The sequence below is a fragment of the Candidatus Krumholzibacteriia bacterium genome, from assembly GCA_029865265.1.
Classification (GTDB): Bacteria; Krumholzibacteriota; Krumholzibacteriia; order WVZY01; family JAKEHA01; genus JAKEHA01.
Genome location: JAOUHG010000011.1, coordinates 12,167 through 27,667, shown reverse-complemented (window position 1 = coordinate 27,667; position 15,501 = coordinate 12,167). Strand labels below are relative to the sequence as shown.

The 15,501-nt window shown below is 67.2% G+C and carries 13 protein-coding genes; 4 read left to right on the top strand and 9 right to left on the bottom strand.

The genetic code is table 11. The features are described from left to right. Positions 1–7: 7 nt before the first annotated feature. The 3 genes from OEX18_07110 to OEX18_07100 all read right to left on the bottom strand — a co-directional run bounded on the left by OEX18_07110 (position 8) and on the right by OEX18_07100 (position 5,034). Complete coding sequence (locus tag OEX18_07110; GenBank protein ID MDH4337036.1) at positions 8–1,366, bottom strand: choice-of-anchor B family protein; 1,359 nt, start codon at positions 1,364–1,366, stop codon at positions 8–10. Between the two features lie 123 nt (positions 1,367–1,489). Continuing rightward, the gene (locus tag OEX18_07105; GenBank protein MDH4337035.1) at positions 1,490–2,107 is read right to left on the bottom strand and encodes a hypothetical protein; all 618 of its coding nucleotides are present in this window, start codon (positions 2,105–2,107) and stop codon (positions 1,490–1,492) included. A gap of 95 nt (positions 2,108–2,202) precedes the next feature. Then, positions 2,203–5,034, bottom strand: a complete 2,832-nt coding sequence (locus OEX18_07100; GenBank protein ID MDH4337034.1) for a M14 family metallopeptidase — start codon at positions 5,032–5,034, stop codon at positions 2,203–2,205. Between the two features lie 266 nt (positions 5,035–5,300). Between OEX18_07100 and OEX18_07095 the strand changes: the two genes are divergently transcribed. From OEX18_07095 to OEX18_07080, 4 genes are all read left to right on the top strand, one after another. After that, entirely contained in the window at positions 5,301–6,089 is a 789-nt protein-coding gene (locus OEX18_07095; protein MDH4337033.1) for a DUF4097 domain-containing protein, read from the top strand. 118 nt (positions 6,090–6,207) lie between these two features. After that, positions 6,208–6,798: a sigma-70 family RNA polymerase sigma factor gene (locus OEX18_07090; GenBank protein MDH4337032.1), complete on the top strand. Its 591-nt coding sequence runs from the start codon at positions 6,208–6,210 to the stop codon at positions 6,796–6,798. After that, entirely contained in the window at positions 6,795–7,745 is a 951-nt protein-coding gene (locus tag OEX18_07085; protein ID MDH4337031.1) for a zf-HC2 domain-containing protein, read from the top strand. The genes OEX18_07090 and OEX18_07085 overlap by 4 nt, the downstream gene beginning before the upstream one ends. Before the next feature lie 22 nt (positions 7,746–7,767). Beyond that, positions 7,768–9,366 carry a HEAT repeat domain-containing protein gene (locus tag OEX18_07080; protein MDH4337030.1) on the top strand — a complete coding sequence of 533 codons (1,599 nt, stop codon included), beginning with the start codon at positions 7,768–7,770 and terminating at the stop codon, positions 9,364–9,366. Positions 9,367–9,384: 18 nt separating this feature from the next. Here the strand turns inward: OEX18_07080 and OEX18_07075 are convergent, their stop codons facing one another. The 6 genes from OEX18_07075 to OEX18_07050 form a co-directional block, all read right to left on the bottom strand. Then, positions 9,385–10,956 (bottom strand): carboxypeptidase regulatory-like domain-containing protein, encoded by a 1,572-nt coding sequence (locus OEX18_07075; GenBank protein MDH4337029.1) that lies wholly within the window; start codon positions 10,954–10,956, stop codon positions 9,385–9,387. A 76-nt stretch (positions 10,957–11,032) separates the two neighbouring features. Beyond that, the gene (gene thiC, locus OEX18_07070; GenBank protein ID MDH4337028.1) at positions 11,033–12,931 is read right to left on the bottom strand and encodes a phosphomethylpyrimidine synthase ThiC; all 1,899 of its coding nucleotides are present in this window, start codon (positions 12,929–12,931) and stop codon (positions 11,033–11,035) included. A gap of 163 nt (positions 12,932–13,094) precedes the next feature. Then, the gene (locus OEX18_07065; GenBank protein ID MDH4337027.1) at positions 13,095–13,658 is read right to left on the bottom strand and encodes a DUF4252 domain-containing protein; all 564 of its coding nucleotides are present in this window, start codon (positions 13,656–13,658) and stop codon (positions 13,095–13,097) included. Positions 13,659–13,679: 21 nt separating this feature from the next. Further along, on the bottom strand, positions 13,680–14,267 hold the full coding sequence (locus OEX18_07060) for a DUF4252 domain-containing protein (GenBank protein MDH4337026.1): 588 nt from the start codon (positions 14,265–14,267) through the stop codon (positions 13,680–13,682). 43 nt (positions 14,268–14,310) lie between these two features. Next, entirely contained in the window at positions 14,311–14,946 is a 636-nt protein-coding gene (locus OEX18_07055; GenBank protein ID MDH4337025.1) for a zf-HC2 domain-containing protein, read from the bottom strand. Next, positions 14,933–15,457 (bottom strand): sigma-70 family RNA polymerase sigma factor, encoded by a 525-nt coding sequence (locus OEX18_07050; GenBank protein MDH4337024.1) that lies wholly within the window; start codon positions 15,455–15,457, stop codon positions 14,933–14,935. The genes OEX18_07055 and OEX18_07050 overlap by 14 nt, the downstream gene beginning before the upstream one ends. Positions 15,458–15,501: the final 44 nt, after the last annotated feature.

Here is a 15,501-nt window from a genome sequence, read left to right as displayed (position 1 = left end):
CCTTTCGTTACTTGAGCAGGACCATGCGCTTCGCGTCGCGGGTGGTTCCGGCTTCCAGCCGGCTGTAGTACACGCCGGACGCCACCGCGCGACCCGCGTCGTCCCGGCCGTCCCAGCTGACGCGGTGCGCGCCGGCCGGCTGTCTGGCGTCCACCAGTGTTCGCACGCAACCGCCCGAGACGTCGTACACGCGCAACACCACGCGCGTGGGAGACAGGGTCTCGTATTCTATCGTCGTCGCGGGGTTGAACGGGTTGGGGTAGTTCTGACCGAGTCGCGCGACCACCGGTCCACCGCCGTCAACGCCGGTTGCCTGGCCGGTGTGACCATCGACGGAAAAAATAAACAGACCCGAGGGATGATCCGCAACATAAACCGAGCCGGAGTGCGTGTAGGGGTACGCGTTGTAGGCGCCGTTGTATACATCCGGACCCGTCTCGGTCTGATACGGAGACGTGTCGTAAACATCCGCCAGGACCGGAGCCGCGGGGTTGGCGATGTCGAAGACCTTGAATCCGGCGGTGTAGTAGCCCACGAACATCAGGTCGCCGTCGACATACAACTGGTGCACGCGCGACGCGGGGTCGTTGATGCCGCCGATTCGCACCGGCAGTGACGGATCGTTGATATCGTAGATCACGATGTCCGGGGTCGGGGTCACCGCGTACTCGTCGCACACGTACAGATAGTTGTGGTTCTTCGATTCGTCCCCGCTGTGGTAGTAGAGCACGCCGGGGTCGTCGTCGCTGCCGATCAGCGCCGGTTGCGACGGGTTGCTCACGTCCCAGATGTTCATCTGGACCGCGTTGAAATCGTAGAGCCGGTTGCCGCGCGGGGTGGAATCGTGCCCCAGGTTGTCGATGTAGTAGAGCGAGTCGGGATTCTGCGGGTCGGCGTTGAGATCGAAGATGCGCACACCCACGTACTCCATGTACATCACGCCCTGGGTCGAAATCGAGATGGTGTGGCAGGAGGGCAGCAGCGCCGGCAGCACCACCGGCGTGATGGGGTTGGCCAGGCTGGTGATGCGCGTGTCGTTGCCGGCGGAGTTGCCGTCGCACGAATAGACGAAGTGATCCCACACCTTGAGGTCGAAGCCGGACACCCCGGTCACCTTGACCACCAGGATTGGGTTGGTGGGGTCGGTGGCGTCAACGATGTAGAAGCCGCCGAACCAGTCGCCCACCAGGGCGTACTCGCGGCCGGTGGCCTCGTCGTAGTACCCCCACACGTTGGTGATGCGGGTGGTGCCGGTGAGCGGCAGGAAGCCCTGCAGGGTGATGTCTCCGAACTCGGCGCGGGCGGGTGACACACCTGCGGCGCAAAGCAGGATGATTGCGAAGGTGAGTGGGCGGCCAAGCGGCATGACAGGCTCCTGGGCCGGACGGGGAGCGCTGGGGAAACGTCGCTCCGGGTCCGGCGGATGGCTTCAATGATACCGCCTTGCCGCAGGCAAGTCAAGACGCGATAAGGGATTACGTTCTGCGCCTCACTCGCCGCCACCGGCCGCGGAGGCTTTTCGTTCCACCGCTCGCACCAGTTCGTCGGCGGTGTCGCGAAGCGCGGCGGACGCGACGGGCCCGGCGGAATCATCCAGCGCAACCCACGCTACTGGCGCTGGAACGGTGGTGGTGAAGGTGGCGGCGGTGTCGTACAGCAGCAGGACGTCGCGAGCGGGCATCCCGGTGAGGCCGTCGCTGGCGGCAATCGCAGCGGTGGTGGTGGCGTCTGGGTCCCACAGGTAGACGATGCGCCGGTCGATGTGGCGCGCGGCGAGGTTGAGCGCTCGCACCCGCGTGTCGGTGCTGTCGGTCTGCGAAATGATGACGAAGGCGCGCAGCCGCTTGCTGGGGATGTCCCGCAGCAACGACGCGACCGCATCCATGCCCGCCTCGGCACCCGGGGCGGAGGGAGAGACCACGGCGACCAGGCGTACCGCTCCGCGCGCGAGATTCAGAACGGTGGCGAGTGCGGCGAAGTTCGTCAGGCGCGGGACGACGTTCTGCACAACCGCGGTATCCGGCGCCGCCACGGGTCCCTGGGCGCGGGCGTCGCGTGCGAGGCCCGCCAGCAGGATGAGGAATGCGAGTGAGGTACTGCGACGCATGACGACTGCCGGCTTCAAGGGGTGGGGGACCGCACAATTATACAACATTTCGGCCCGCTCCGGGGATGCAGGATCCCCGGAGCGAGCCGGATGCGTCACCATCCCACCGGATGGTCGGTGCCCATTCCCGGGCCCAGGAGCAGCGCGTTGAGCAGGAGCCGTTCGGTGCCGCGGTAGTAGCCGCGGAAGTTCGGGATCGACGTGAACAGGATGGCCTGGCCGGAGCCGACGCCATCCCGCGTCGCGTAGGCCGTCTCCGCCCAGCGCGTGCGCGCCTCCTCCCACAGGAGGCCGGAGAGTCGCAGCCGGTCCGCGGGCGCGAGCCGTGCGGGGACACGCACCGTGCGGGTGACGAAGGCACGGTTCCCGATCAGGAGTGCGGGCATGGTGGGTGCGCACCCGTACGCGAGCCAGTGCTCGGTATCCAGATCGATGGCGACGATGGTTCCGCGCGGGGCCAGCTTGCGCGCGATTTCGTCCTCGCGCTCGATGGCGTCATCGTCGGGAGCCGACTTCTTGCCCTCGGCGGTGGCTTCGGTCGGTCTGGCGGTCTTGACGGGTTTCGCTTCCCACAGGGAAAGGCTGTCGATCACGGGGCTCGACGCCATCTTCGACGTTTCCAGGGCGGCGCGGTACTCGGGCAGCTTCTTGAGAACCTGCCGGCGCATGCGCGTGGGGGAGATTGCAACCGAGGTGTCGGCCATGAACGCGGCGCCCGCCCCCTCCGCCACCACCGTGCCGCCGGCCTCGATCCACGACTTCAGGCGGTCGACGCCATCGTCGCCCAGTTGGCCCTGGTAGCCCTGCACGCCGCGGTAGTTGTCGGGGAGGAACAGAACGTTGTACCTGGAGAGGTCGGCGCGGCCCAGGTTGGCGATATCGATGGTGGAGGTGCGCATGCGCAGCCGGCTGTCCAGCAGGTGCCACACGGCGCCCAGGTTGTACTGGTTGATTCCGTTGCCGCCCACCAGTGCGATGCGCGGCTGCTTGAGCAGCGTGAACTCGTTGCCGCCCAGGTCCGCAAAGCGGCCCGACCCGATTCCCTCGTTGACGCCGACCAGGGTGACGCCCGCCGCTTCCGCCAGTTCGCGCAACCTGGCCGTATCCAGCCCGGGGTTGCCGGCGCGCCGGATAAGGTAACTCCCGCGCGGCATCTCGAGCGCCCCGGCACGGAACGGCTTGTTGGCGCACCATACCTTGATATCCGTCTCGAATAACCGTGCGAGCAGTTCGAACGCGCGGTCGTCGCTGCCATCGAACGCAAACCCGACGCGTGCCTCGGTGATGTCGAGCGATCCCGCGCGCGGCACAATGATGTAGGGCTCGCTGGCGACCCCGGGCACACCCGCCACGCGGTACGACACCAGTCCGTAGGCGAGCGGCAGGCTCCAGCCGGTGGTGTCGTACAGCCGCGAGTCGTCGCGTTCGAGTATCTCCTTCTTCTCCGTCTCGAGGAAGCTGGTGGGGATGCGCGTGTCGAAGTCGAGAATGGCCTCGATCAACTGGCGCAGGGGCTGATCGGTGCGGACCAGCGCGCTGCCGGCGGGGATGGCGACGTCGCGCACATCGCGGCCGTCCCAGGCGCGCGCGCGCGGCAGCTTGAAGTCCTTGTTCGCGCGCAGCACCTCGATCTTCTGGTGCTGGAGTGTTGCCACCAGCTGGTCGAGGCGGCTCTGGTTTCCGCCCGCGGTGAAGACGTAGGTGTCCGGCTTCGAACGCAGGTTGTCCGCCTTCTGCTTCTGGTAGTCCGCGAGCAGTTCCGCGCGCCCGGCGGCCACGGGGATGAGATTGGCCATGGAGCCGACGAACTGGTGGTGCACCGTCTCGCGGAAGGTCATCACCGTTCCATCCTGTCGCTTCACCTGCGAGCCATCCACGCCCGCCTGCTCGAAGAGGAACCCGACCGCGCCTATGTAGATGGCCCACGAGCTCCCGTAGCCCGGATACATCTCTTCGTTCCACTCGCGCGTGTAGTAGCTCCATCCCATGTTGTCGAACTGCTCCGCGTGCTCGGAGGCCACGCGCGCCCACCACTTGTGGATGTAGTTGACCATGTGCGGGTTGAACGGTTCGCGCGGCGGCGAGAAGAGATAGGTGTCGAGTGGCCCCATTTCGTGACAGTCGAGCAGGTACTGCGGCATCCACTCGAGGATTGCCTGCGTGCGCGCGCGCGATTCGGGGTGCACGAGCGAGAACCAGTCCCGGTTCATGTCGAACAGGTAGTGGTTGGTCCTGCCGTACGGCCACATGCCGGTGTGGCTGATGCTCTGTATGTCGTGGCTGGGAATCACCGAGTTCCACTGCGCGAGCTGGGTGAGCCAGCGCGTGCGCCCGTCCGGGTTCTCCACCGGATCGATGATGACCACGCAGTCCTTGAGAATGGCGCGGGTGGCGGTGTCGGTTCCGGCCACCAGCTGGTAGGCGAGCTGCATGCCCGCGTCGCAGCTGGAGAGTTCGTCGCCGTGAATGCCGTAGGCCATCCACGCCACCGCCGGCGTGCGCGCGATGACGTCCTGGACGCTGTCTCCCTTCGCCAGCAGGCGCGGGTCGGCCAGCTTGGCGCAACTCTCGCGGATCTCGCCGAGCCGCGCAGCGTTCTCCTCGGAGGACACCACCAGGTACACCAGGCTGCGTCCCTCGTAGGTTTCGCCCATGGTATGCAGCTCGGCGGTGGGCAGGCCGTCCAGGTACTCGAAATAGCGCAGGATCTCCTCGTGCTGCGCCGGCCGCGAACCCAGCTCAAAGCCGAGGAAATCGCCCGGCGAGCGCACCTCGGGCCGGTAGTTGGACCCGGGCCAGAATTCACGGTCGTAGTCGCCGAGGCCCGGCGTCTGGGAGGTGCGCATGGCCTGGAGGTCGGCGGAGGCGGGTGTGGCGGGCAGAATGGCCAGCAGCGCGACAATGACGAGACGGAGCAGGGTTGTCATCGTGAGCCTCGTTGGACTCGGGTGGCCGAGTCATCTTGTTACAGGCTATTGTCTTGGACGTTTGGCGGGGCGGCGGATCGCCCTCCCGCGGGCCGGACGGGATGTCGGCCACGATATCCAATCTGTCCCCCGGATGTCAATTCGGCCCCCGGGTGTAAACTTCGGGCCGCCCCGATCCGTCTGATCACTAGCGAACAGGGGCGCGGCGGGGTGCCGCGACGCGGGTGAACCCGGTAGCTGGATCCACGGGGTCCGAGGAGGGCATGATGCGCAGATTCACGATGGCGGCGTTGGCGTTGGCGGTGGTGCTGGCGGTGGCGCTGGCCGCACCGGCCGCAGTGGCGAAGAAGTGGAACAAGGTCAAGGAGGAGAGCCACCAGAGTTTCGACGCGGGCAAGAAGGGCAGCCTGTCACTCTCCAACATCAACGGTGACGTCACCGTCACCGGCTACGACGGCACAACCATCGAAGTGGATGCCATCAAGTATGCGAGCAGCCAGGAGCGGCTCGACGAGACCACCATCGAGTCGTCCATGAAGAACGGCCATGTGGTCATCAAGGTGGACATCGACGATCACGACGACTGGGATCACGACGGTAACGCCGGCGTCGAGTTCACCATCCGCGTGCCGCGCGGGACGCGTATCGACGAGGTCGAACTGGTCAACGGCGACCTGCAACTGGACGGCATCGAGGGGGAAGTGGACGCGTCGTCGGTGAACGGCGATGTGACCGCGACGCACCTTTCCGGCGCGGTGGCACTGTCGGCGGTGAACGGCGATGTCGAGCTGGACGTGACCGGCGCGGTGGATTCCATCCGCCTGCAGTCAGTCAACGGAACCGTGGAGCTCACGCTGCCGCGCAATGCCAGCGCGCGTGTGAGCGCCAGCACGGTGCACGGAAGCATTCGCGGGACCGGCGAGATCAAGGCCGACCGTGGCATCGTGGGCAGCTCCCTGAGCAGCGTACTCGGCAAGGGCGAGGGCACAATCAAGCTCGACACGGTCAACGGCAACATTCGCATCTATCAAGAGGGCGAGAAGGACAAGGGCTGATCCGCGCGTCGTCGGCGTTGTTCGAGCGGGTGTCGCCGATGGGGACCCCGCCGCGCCAGGCGGCGGGGAAATCGGCGACAGGACCCGCGAGCCGTGACGAAAGAAAGAACCTGAACGGATGCATGACGAGCGCGAACTGGTGCGGCGGATGCAGGCGGGTGACCGCGGTGCGTTCCGTGACCTCGTCGAGCGGTACAAGCGGGATGTGTTTGCTCTGGCCTATGACCTGTGTGGAAACCACCACGACGCCGAGGATCTGTCGCAGGAAGTATTCATCAAGGCCTATCGCGCGATCGGCGGTTTTCGCGCCGACGCAAAACTCGGAAGCTGGCTGTACAGGATCACCATGAACGCACACATCGACAGCAAGCGCAGAAAGCCGGTGCAGATTGTCAGCATCGACGCGCCCGTCGCGGGTTCGGGGCAGGACGACATGCCCGTCGTCCTGCCACCCGCGCGCGGCGCGGCCCCGGACGCGCTGGCGGGGGCGTCCCGCTTCCAGCAGGACGTCGAGCGCGCGCTGGACGTGCTCTCGGCCCAGGAGCGGAGCGTGTTCGTGCTGCGCCACTACCACGACATGCGCATCATGGAGATTTCCGCGTCGTTGTCGATCGCGGAGGGAACCGTGAAGAGCCTGCTGTTTCGCTCCGTGCGCAAGTTGCGCGACCGGTTGTCCGACTACCGGGACGAAGTGGGTGATCTGGCGTGAGTACCTGCAGGACCTATCAGGAATGGATGCCCGAGGCGCTGTACGACGAGCTCGAACAACCGCGCGCGGAGGAACTCGCCCGGCATCTCGATGAATGCGCGGCCTGTGCGGCGCTCTGCGGCGAACTTCGCACCACCCTGGAGACGATGAGCGCTCGTCGCCGGCCGGATCCGGGACAGGTGTTCTGGGACGGGTACTGGCGGCGGCTTGAGGAGCGGGTTGCGCGCGACACTGCTGCAGCGGACGCGTCCCGGTTCGGGCGGTGGCGGCCGGCTGGATCGTGGGGATTCCGCGTGGCCGCCGCCGTCGCCGTGCTGGCAGGCGGGGTGTGGATCGGCCGCACGATTCTCGCACCGCAACCGAACGGCGCCGCACACGACCCGGCCAGCGTCGTGGTCGCGCCGCCGGAACAGGCCGAACCGCAACCCCAACAGCTCGCGCTGGATTCCCAGGGCGGGCCGCCCGCGGGAAGCGAAGGGCGGCCCATCGACGCGCCGGCCGGTGAGGTGCGCGGCGATACCGGAGACAGCCACGACGCGGGCGCGGGTGTGGTTACCGCCGCGAGCTACACCAGCGAGGCGCAGCGTTACATCGGCCGCTCGCAGGTGGTGCTGTTCGCACTCCTCAACGGCGGGACGGACGAGGGCGAGGGCGCGGGTTTCGGCAGCGAGCGTGCGCAGGCGCGCGTGCTAGTGGCGGAGGGTCAGCGGATTCAGGACGACCTTACGCGCCCCGAGGATCGCCGTCTGCGCGACCTCGTCGGTCAGCTGGAGATGATCCTGCGCGAGATCGCCAACCTGGAAGCGGACAGCGACCTCGCCGCGGTGGAGATGATTCGCAACCGGGTTGACCGCGAGGGCGTCTTACTTCGTATAGACCTGCAACAGATGCGCGAGGCATCCGGGACGGACCGGAAGCAAGGCGGCCAGGGGAAGGCATTCGACTAGGCTCTGAGGAGGAGCTCTCACCATGAGACATCGCACGCACTTCATGACGACGATTCTGGCCGCGCTGCTTGCGTTGGGTGCGCTGGCGCCGATGACGGCACGCGCCGGAAACGAGGATGCCGCCGAGGCCTACGACAGGCTCAAGGACCTCATCTACGACGAACGCTACTCCCAGGCGTACGACGCCTCGCGGAAGTTCCTCGCCGATTACGGCGACAGCCGCTACGCGGAGGGCGCCGAGTTCTTTCGCTGCTATTCGCTGCAGCGTTCCACGCGTGACTACCAGCAGGCGTTCGACTGCTACGCGAAATTCCTGGAGGCCCACCCCGACGGGAAGTGGTCGGACGATGCGCGCTCCGAATACTTCAAGCTGGCCAAGCGCCTCTCCGATGCCGGTGATCCGCGCGGCAAGGCGGCGCTCGAATCCATGGCCGCGCGGCGCGTCGACGAGGACAGCGAGTTCAAGATGTCGGTGATATGGGAGATCATGGACCAGGACGGGGATGTTCCCTTCGACGTGGTGGCCGACCTGCTCACCAAGTCGAAGGACGCGGACGTGCGCCGCCACGTCGTGTACATGATCGCGGAGGTGGACGATCCGCGCGTGGTCGACCTGCTCATCCAGGTGGCCGAGACCGACCCGGATCCGGACATCCGCCGCCACGCCGTGTACGCGCTGAGTGAGTACGCCGACGAGGAGCGGGTGGTCAGCGCGATGGTGCAGATCATGAAGACAGAGAAGGACGCCGACATCCGCCGCCACATCCTCTACGCCATCGCCGAGACCGAGAGTGACGAGGTGACCGGCATTCTGATCAACGTGGCCCGGACCGACCCCGACCCGGACGCGCGCCGCGCCGCCACCTTCGCGCTGGCCGAAGTGGACGACGCCGCCGCCACCGCGGCGCTGGAGTCCATCGTGGAGACTTCCGACGACGAGGAACTGCAGCGGGCCGCGCTCTACGCGTTGATCGAGCGCGACGACGTGAACATCATTCCCACCCTCAAGAAGATCGCTCTGAGCAAGTCCGACTCGCGCGACGGGAGGGAGCTGCGCCGCGCCGCCGTGTACGCGCTGGCGGAGACGGACGACCCGTCGGTGGTGCCGGTGCTGACCGAGATCGTCAAGACATCCGGCGACAGCGAGGTGCGCAAGGCGGCGTTCTACGCGCTCGCCGAGCACGGCGGGCCCGAGGCGGAGGCGCTGTTGCGCACCGCGGCCATGGATACGAAGGACCAGGAACTGGCGCAGGCGGCGGTGTGGGCGCTCGCGGATGTACTGGACGACGCGGACGCCACCGAGTTCTTCATGGCGGTCTACCGCCAGTCGCCCTTCGAGGAGGTGCGGCGCGCGGCGCTGTACGCGGCCATGTCGGGTGCGGGCGAGGCCTCGGCGCCGGCGCTGGGGCAGATGCTGGAGGCGCAGGAGGATCCCGAGCAGCGCAAGGCCATCGTGTGGGCGCTGTCCGAGATCGACTCCGATGAGTCGGTGGCAATCCTGGCGCGGGTGGCCCGCACCGACCCCAACCGCGAGGTGCGCCGTGCCGCGGTGCAGGCGCTGGGCGCCATCGGAACCCCGGCCGCCAAGCAGGCGCTGCGCGATCTGCTCAACGAGCGTTGACGGCGGGTCGCGCGCGGCTCACCGGGCCGCGCGCAGCCGCACCACACGCATCTCCAGGTTGGGTGAGTGCGAGTACGCCGCCCACACCTCCCCCGTATCCGGATCGATGTCCATGTGGCGAATGAACGCGTTGCGCGTGGGGAGTTCGAACTCCGTCCACGTCCCCGAGCGGATGTCGAAGCGCGCGATGGCATCCGCCGCGCACTGCGAGACCCACACCAGACCCCGGCCCGCATCCACGCGCGCGCAGTAGGGAAGACTGTCGCGCACCGGGAGGTCGAACTCTTCGAAGCGTTCGGTGGCGGGGTCGAAGCACGCCAGCTTCCCGCCCGCGTACTCCGGAATCCACACGCGCCCGTCGGGACCGACATCGCAGCGCCGCGGCCCGCTGTTTTTCACCGGCAGTTCGAAGGCGGTCGTGGCGCCGCTCTCCGGCACGTGTCTTATGAGGCGGTTTCCGGCGAGCTCGGTAATCCATATCGTATTGTCCGGCCCGACCCGCAACTCGTAGGGGATCGGACCGCCCTGTTCCACCGGCATGGGGGTGGGAGGCGCCTCCAGGGTGCGGGTCTCGCCGCTGGCGGCGTCCACGTAACCAAACACAATCGGGTCGCGCGTGAAGTGTCCGTTGAACCAGGCGCGCTTCTTCGCATCCACACCCACGCTGTGCCCGTAGACGCCGATGTCAAAGGTGTCCCATTCCTTCGCATCCACGCGGTAGCGCGCGAGTTTGCGCGGGAATCCGAGCAGGATCCACCAGTCGCCGTCGTCGTCGATATCCAGCGCGCGCGGATTTGCGCCCGGCACTGGAATCGCCACCGTGGAGAAGTCGCCGCTCTTCGGGTCCAGCAGGTACATGCTGCCGCTGAACATCCCGGTGACGAGCACGTTGCCGCGCCCGTCGCGCATGAGGTCGTGCGGGAAGTCGCGCTGTTCCGGGAGATCCCACTCGGTCACTTCGTACGCGGTGCCCGGCGCGGGCAGCGGGGGAGTGCCGGCCACGGCGCGTTCGATGGCGCCGGCGGTCACGTGGCGCGCAAGATAGGCCGCGGTCGGCCCGGCGGTGCGGTCCGGCGGCAGGATGGGAAAGCCGGTGTCGTGCCCGGCGAAGGCGAGCATCTGGTCGACCGCCTCAGCCCATGCGGATTCGTCGCGCGGGGTGCCGTCCACGTCGAGGACGTTGGTGGCGCGCATGGAGTGGCAGCCCATGCAATCCACTATGAAACGGCGCTTCTCGTCGCCATCGGGGAGGATGCTGATGAAGGCGCGAGGCGGCGCGTCGGTGATGGCGTCCACCGCCGTGTTGACGTCGAGATCGGCACCTGCGCCGGGGGCCACCGCAACCGCGGCGGAGACGGCACCGCGAACGCGCGCCGTCAGAGTGTAGCTTCCCGCTGGAACCTCGAGCTGGTAGCGCCCGTCGCTGTCGCTGCGCACCGAGACGGCCAGGCCGGCCGACGAATCGCGCGCGGTCACGAAGGCGCCGGCCAGTGGCTTGCCATCACGGGTGACGCTGCCGGACAGGCTGCCGGCGGAGACGGACGAGGTACACAGAAGTGCGGCCAGTGCCGCGGCGAGCACGATACGCATGGGATCCTCCTGGACGGGAGTCGGGACGGTCCGGCGTACTACGTGACCCGGTGGCCGGCGGTTGCAGACGGTCGCCTCAGCGGTAGATCTTCGCGCCGCCGTCCTTGAACTCACGGGCCTTGTCCGCCATCCCCTCGGCGAGCACGCTCTCTTCGGAGATTCCCTTCTCGCGCGCATAGGCGCGCACGTCCTCGGTGATCTTCATCGAACAGAAGTGTGGTCCGCACATGGAGCAGAAATGCGCCGTCTTCATGTTGTCCTTGGGCAGCGTCTCGTCGTGGAAGGCGCGCGCCGTCTCCGGGTCCATGGCCAGGTTGAACTGGTCCTCCCAGCGGAACTCAAAGCGAGCCCGCGACAGCGCGTTGTCCCACTCCTGTGCGCCGGGGAAGCCCTTGGCCAGGTCGGCGGCGTGGGCCGCGATCTTGTAGGCGATCACGCCCGCCTTCACGTCGTCGCGGTCGGGCAGGCCGAGGTGCTCCTTGGGTGTCACGTAACACAACAGCGCGCAGCCGTGCCAGCCGATCATGGCGGCGCCGATGGCGCTGGTGATGTGGTCGTACCCGGGGGCCACGTCGGTGGTGAGCGGCCCCAGCGTGTAGAACGGCGCCTCGTGGCAGTGCTGCAGCTCCAGTTCCATGTTCTCCTGGATCAGGTGCATGGGCACGTGTCCGGGGCCTTCGATCATCACCTGACAGTCGTTCTCCCACGCCATCTTCGTTAGCTCGCCGATGGTTTGCAGCTCGGCGAGCTGCGCGCGGTCGTTGGCGTCGGCGATGGAGCCGGGGCGCAGCCCGTCTCCCAGCGAGAAGGACACGTCGTAGGCGGCCATGATTTGGCAGATCTCGCCGAAGTTTGTGTACAGGAAACTCTCGCGGTGGTGGGCGAGGCACCATGCCGCCATGATGGACCCGCCCCGCGAAACGATTCCGGTGGCGCGGTTCGCGGTCCAGGGAACGAAGCGCAGCAGCACGCCGGCGTGGATGGTGAAATAGTCCACACCCTGCTCGGCCTGCTCGATCAGCGTCTCGCGGAACACCTCCCAGGTGAGCTCCTCCGGCTTGCCGCCCACTTTCTGCAGGGCCTGGTAGATGGGGACCGTCCCGATGGGGACGGGCGAATTGCGCACGATCCACTCGCGTGTGTCGTGGATGTTCTTGCCGGTGGAAAGATCCATTACCGTGTCGGCGCCCCAGAGTGTCGCCCAGCGCATCTTCTCCACTTCCTCCTCTATGGAAGAAGCCACCGCGCTGTTGCCGATGTTGGCGTTGATCTTCACGCGGAAGTTGCGCCCGATGATCATGGGCTCCAGCTCGGGATGGTTGATGTTCGCCGGAATGATGGCGCGGCCGGCGGCCAGCTCGTCGCGCACGAACTCGGGCGTGATGTGGCGCGGGATGCGTGCTCCCATGGGCATCCCCGGGTGCTGGTGGTTTAGAACGTCGGAACGGCCCACCTGTGCGTGGGCCAGCGCGCCCTCCGCGCCGTTGCGTCGCGCGAACTCCGCCTCGTAGGCCTCGGGGCGGCCCAGGTTCTCGCGGATGGCGGCGTACTCCATCTCCGGAGTGACGACGCCGCGGCGCGCGTAGTGCATCTGCGTCACGTTGGCGCCGACGCGCGCACGGCGGCGCTCACGGTGCAGCCCGGGAAACGGGACCGGCCGGCCGTCGCGTTCGTAGTGGCCGTCGCGGCCGGCGTAGAACTCCACGTCTCCGCGCCCGTCGATCCACGCGGCGCGCACCGCGGGCAGACCCGCGCGCACGTCGATGCGCACGTCCGGGTCGGTCCAGGGGCCGCTGGTATCGTAGAGACGCAGGCGCGCGTTGCCGGGGGCGGAGCCGTCGGCGCGGCGGGCGCTCGCCAGGGCGACCTCGCGCAGGGGAACGCGCATGCCCTCGCGCGGGCCCGGCGCGTACACCTTGCGCGACGCGGGAAAGTGGTCTCCGTATCCTGTTCCGTGTTCCTTGATTCCGGCCATGTGTGACAACTCCTCGGCGCTTCGCAGCACGAAGCGGGTGTGCAGAGTCAGGTGCGGGAAATGAGGGCGGATGTTCAAGCAGTTCGCCCCGCGCCGCTGCCGGTGATGATACGGGCAGCGGACACGGGGCGCAACCAGGGATCGTCGCGGGGCGCCGGCGGGGCTACATTTCCACGCCGTGGGACCGGCGCAGGAAGCTTCCCTCGTCGTCGATGTTCTCGAGCGCCTCCGCCATGAGGCGCTCCAGGTGGCCCTTGACCCGCACCAGCACGAGCTCTTCGTCGTCCATCACCACCACGAACATCTCGCGCACGGAGTCGCCGTCGATGCGGTACAGAAGCCACACCATCTCGTCTTCGTCGCGCACGCGCACCGCCATTTCCCAGCCGTCGTCAATCATCTCCTGCAGGCGCGCCGGTGTTTCGATGGTAGCCGCGTGGACGTTGCCCTCGGTCTCGTATATGGCCACCTGCACCTTGCTCACGCCGCGAAGATAGGGGCGCGCCTCGCTCGCGTCCGGAATGAACCCGGTGACGGTCCGCGCCAGCAACATGGTCAACGGGCCGAGTGAGAGGGTGAGGTTCTTGCGAAAGGTGACATCGGGGAGTTGTCCCGCGATGTCGCGCTTCACTTCGGTGAGTTCCGGCGCCCACATGCACCCGTTGGAGAGTGCCAGCAGGGACAGGGTTGCCGCCAGGAACAGCGGGCTCGTCTTTCGTGTGTTCATGGAGCTCCTCCGTTCCGCGCGCTAGTTCTTGATCTTCTTCTCGATGTGGACCTTGTCCATTCCGTTCACGTCGAAATGCTCGCCAAGTTTTGCAACGTCCTCGGGGCGGATGGTGCCGACGATGTTGACAAACGCGGCTTCATTGTCGTCGCCCAGCGCGATCACCAGCACGCCTTCGATCCACTCCGCGTTGCTCGATGGCTTGAAGTAGACGTCGACGTGCTCTTCGCCGTCGCGTACGCGCACGATGCGCTCCCAGCCGTCCTTGTCCAGCCTGGTGGCGGTCTCCGACCCGGCGGCGAGCAGGCGCTCCACCGTGGTGGGGGTGATCTCGTACACGCGCACCCGCACCAGCTTGAGGCTGGATATGAGGTCGCGCAGCTCCTCGTCCTCGTCCGAGATGAACTTGCCCACCAGGCCCAGCATCGGGTCGCGCAGGTTGACCTCGACCTTGGCGTCCTGGCCCATCTTGTCCAGCATGGAGAAGTCGACATAGCCGGGCTGGGAACGCAGGGCGGCTTCCTTGTCCGTGCCCTTGGCGTTCTTGTCCTGCGCGTTGGCCGCGATGGTCGCACCGCCCAGCAGCAGTGACGCGATTATGATGGTCATGAGATGTCGCATTGATAATGCCTCCGTTGTTTGTCGTGCACCCTTAAGAGCGTTCGTGTTCCGGTTTGGTTTCAACAAAACCAGATTTTTCCAGCGCGCGGCGCAGGGAAGAGTTCCGGCGCGGGGCGATGACCCCGGTGTCGATGGCGCGCTCCACACTTCCCACCACGCCCCGCTCCAGCACCTCGTCGGTCACGATCTGGCCGGTCATGCGCGCGTAGCGGTTTACATAGGAAAGCGCGAGCACGGCCTCGCGGGTGGCGCGCTCCACGCGTGCCTCGGCGAAACCGCTGCTTACGGTTACGACCGGGTCCGACCAGCGTGCCGTAGCCACCACCACGACGATGCCCGCGGCTGCCGCCAGCGCGGGGAGCCAGCGCACCGCACCGCGCTGGCGTGCCCGCGGATGCGGTACCGGCACCGCGCGGTCGGCGGACGCAATGGCCGCCTCCGCGGCGGCCACCACCGACGCGGGGACCTCGTGGACGGGCAGGGCGCGCAGCGCATTGAGCAGCACGTGCGCCGCTTCGATCTCGGCCCGGCATGGAGCACAGCCCTTCGCGTGATCCTCGACAGCCGCGCGTTCGCCGGGTCCGAGTCCGCCCTCGGCGCCGTCGGAGAACTCGTCGATGCGCGCGCGCACCCACGCGCAGGTCACCAGGTCGCTATGGTGCTGCATGTCCCAGTTCCTTCCTGACGCGTTCGCGGAGCTGGCGGCGCGCGCGGTGCAGGTAGACCTTGATGGTTCCGAGCGGCATTTCCATGGCCGCGGCAATTTCGTTATAAGAGAGATCCTGTATTTCCCGCATGATCACGATGCTGCGATAGGGCTCTTCCAGATCCGCGACGGCGGCTTCCAGCACGCCGCGCAACTCGCTGCGCTCGGCGCTGTCGTTCCGGGGCGCGCGTGCTGCCGCCAGGCCGGCGACTGCCTCGGCGTCGGTGCCGTCGGCAAACACCGAGGCACGCATGCGCCGGCGCCGGCTCGAATCGATCACCAGATTGCGCGCCACCCGCATCACCCACGCGTGCAGGCGTGCGGGGTCCACGGTTTCGCGATGGCGCCACAAACGGATCAGCACCTCCTGCGTCACGTCCTCGGCGTCCTCCTGGTTACGGAGCGCGTGCAGCGCGAAGGTGTAGATTCGACCGCCGTGCTCCCGGGCCAGCCTGTGGAATTCGCGGTTCATGACGCATCAAGAGGACGTTCGGGGCCTCGGAAAGGTTACACATG

Bases quoted from the DNA above. Each gene is read 5' to 3' on its own strand.
- OEX18_07110 (MDH4337036.1), bottom strand. From the start codon at position 1,366: ATGCCGCTTGGCCGCCCACTCACCTTCGCAATCATCCTGCTTTGCGCC.
- OEX18_07105 (MDH4337035.1), bottom strand. From the start codon at position 2,107: ATGCGTCGCAGTACCTCACTCGCATTCCTCATCCTGCTGGCGGGCCTC.
- OEX18_07100 (MDH4337034.1), bottom strand. From the start codon at position 5,034: ATGACAACCCTGCTCCGTCTCGTCATTGTCGCGCTGCTGGCCATTCTG.
- OEX18_07095 (MDH4337033.1), top strand. From the start codon at position 5,301: ATGCGCAGATTCACGATGGCGGCGTTGGCGTTGGCGGTGGTGCTGGCG.
- OEX18_07090 (MDH4337032.1), top strand. From the start codon at position 6,208: ATGCATGACGAGCGCGAACTGGTGCGGCGGATGCAGGCGGGTGACCGC.
- OEX18_07080 (MDH4337030.1), top strand. From the start codon at position 7,768: ATGAGACATCGCACGCACTTCATGACGACGATTCTGGCCGCGCTGCTT.
- OEX18_07075 (MDH4337029.1), bottom strand. From the start codon at position 10,956: ATGCGTATCGTGCTCGCCGCGGCACTGGCCGCACTTCTGTGTACCTCG.
- thiC (MDH4337028.1), bottom strand. From the start codon at position 12,931: ATGGCCGGAATCAAGGAACACGGAACAGGATACGGAGACCACTTTCCC.
- OEX18_07065 (MDH4337027.1), bottom strand. From the start codon at position 13,658: ATGAACACACGAAAGACGAGCCCGCTGTTCCTGGCGGCAACCCTGTCC.
- OEX18_07060 (MDH4337026.1), bottom strand. From the start codon at position 14,267: ATGACCATCATAATCGCGTCACTGCTGCTGGGCGGTGCGACCATCGCG.
- OEX18_07055 (MDH4337025.1), bottom strand. From the start codon at position 14,946: ATGCAGCACCATAGCGACCTGGTGACCTGCGCGTGGGTGCGCGCGCGC.
- OEX18_07050 (MDH4337024.1), bottom strand. From the start codon at position 15,457: ATGAACCGCGAATTCCACAGGCTGGCCCGGGAGCACGGCGGTCGAATC.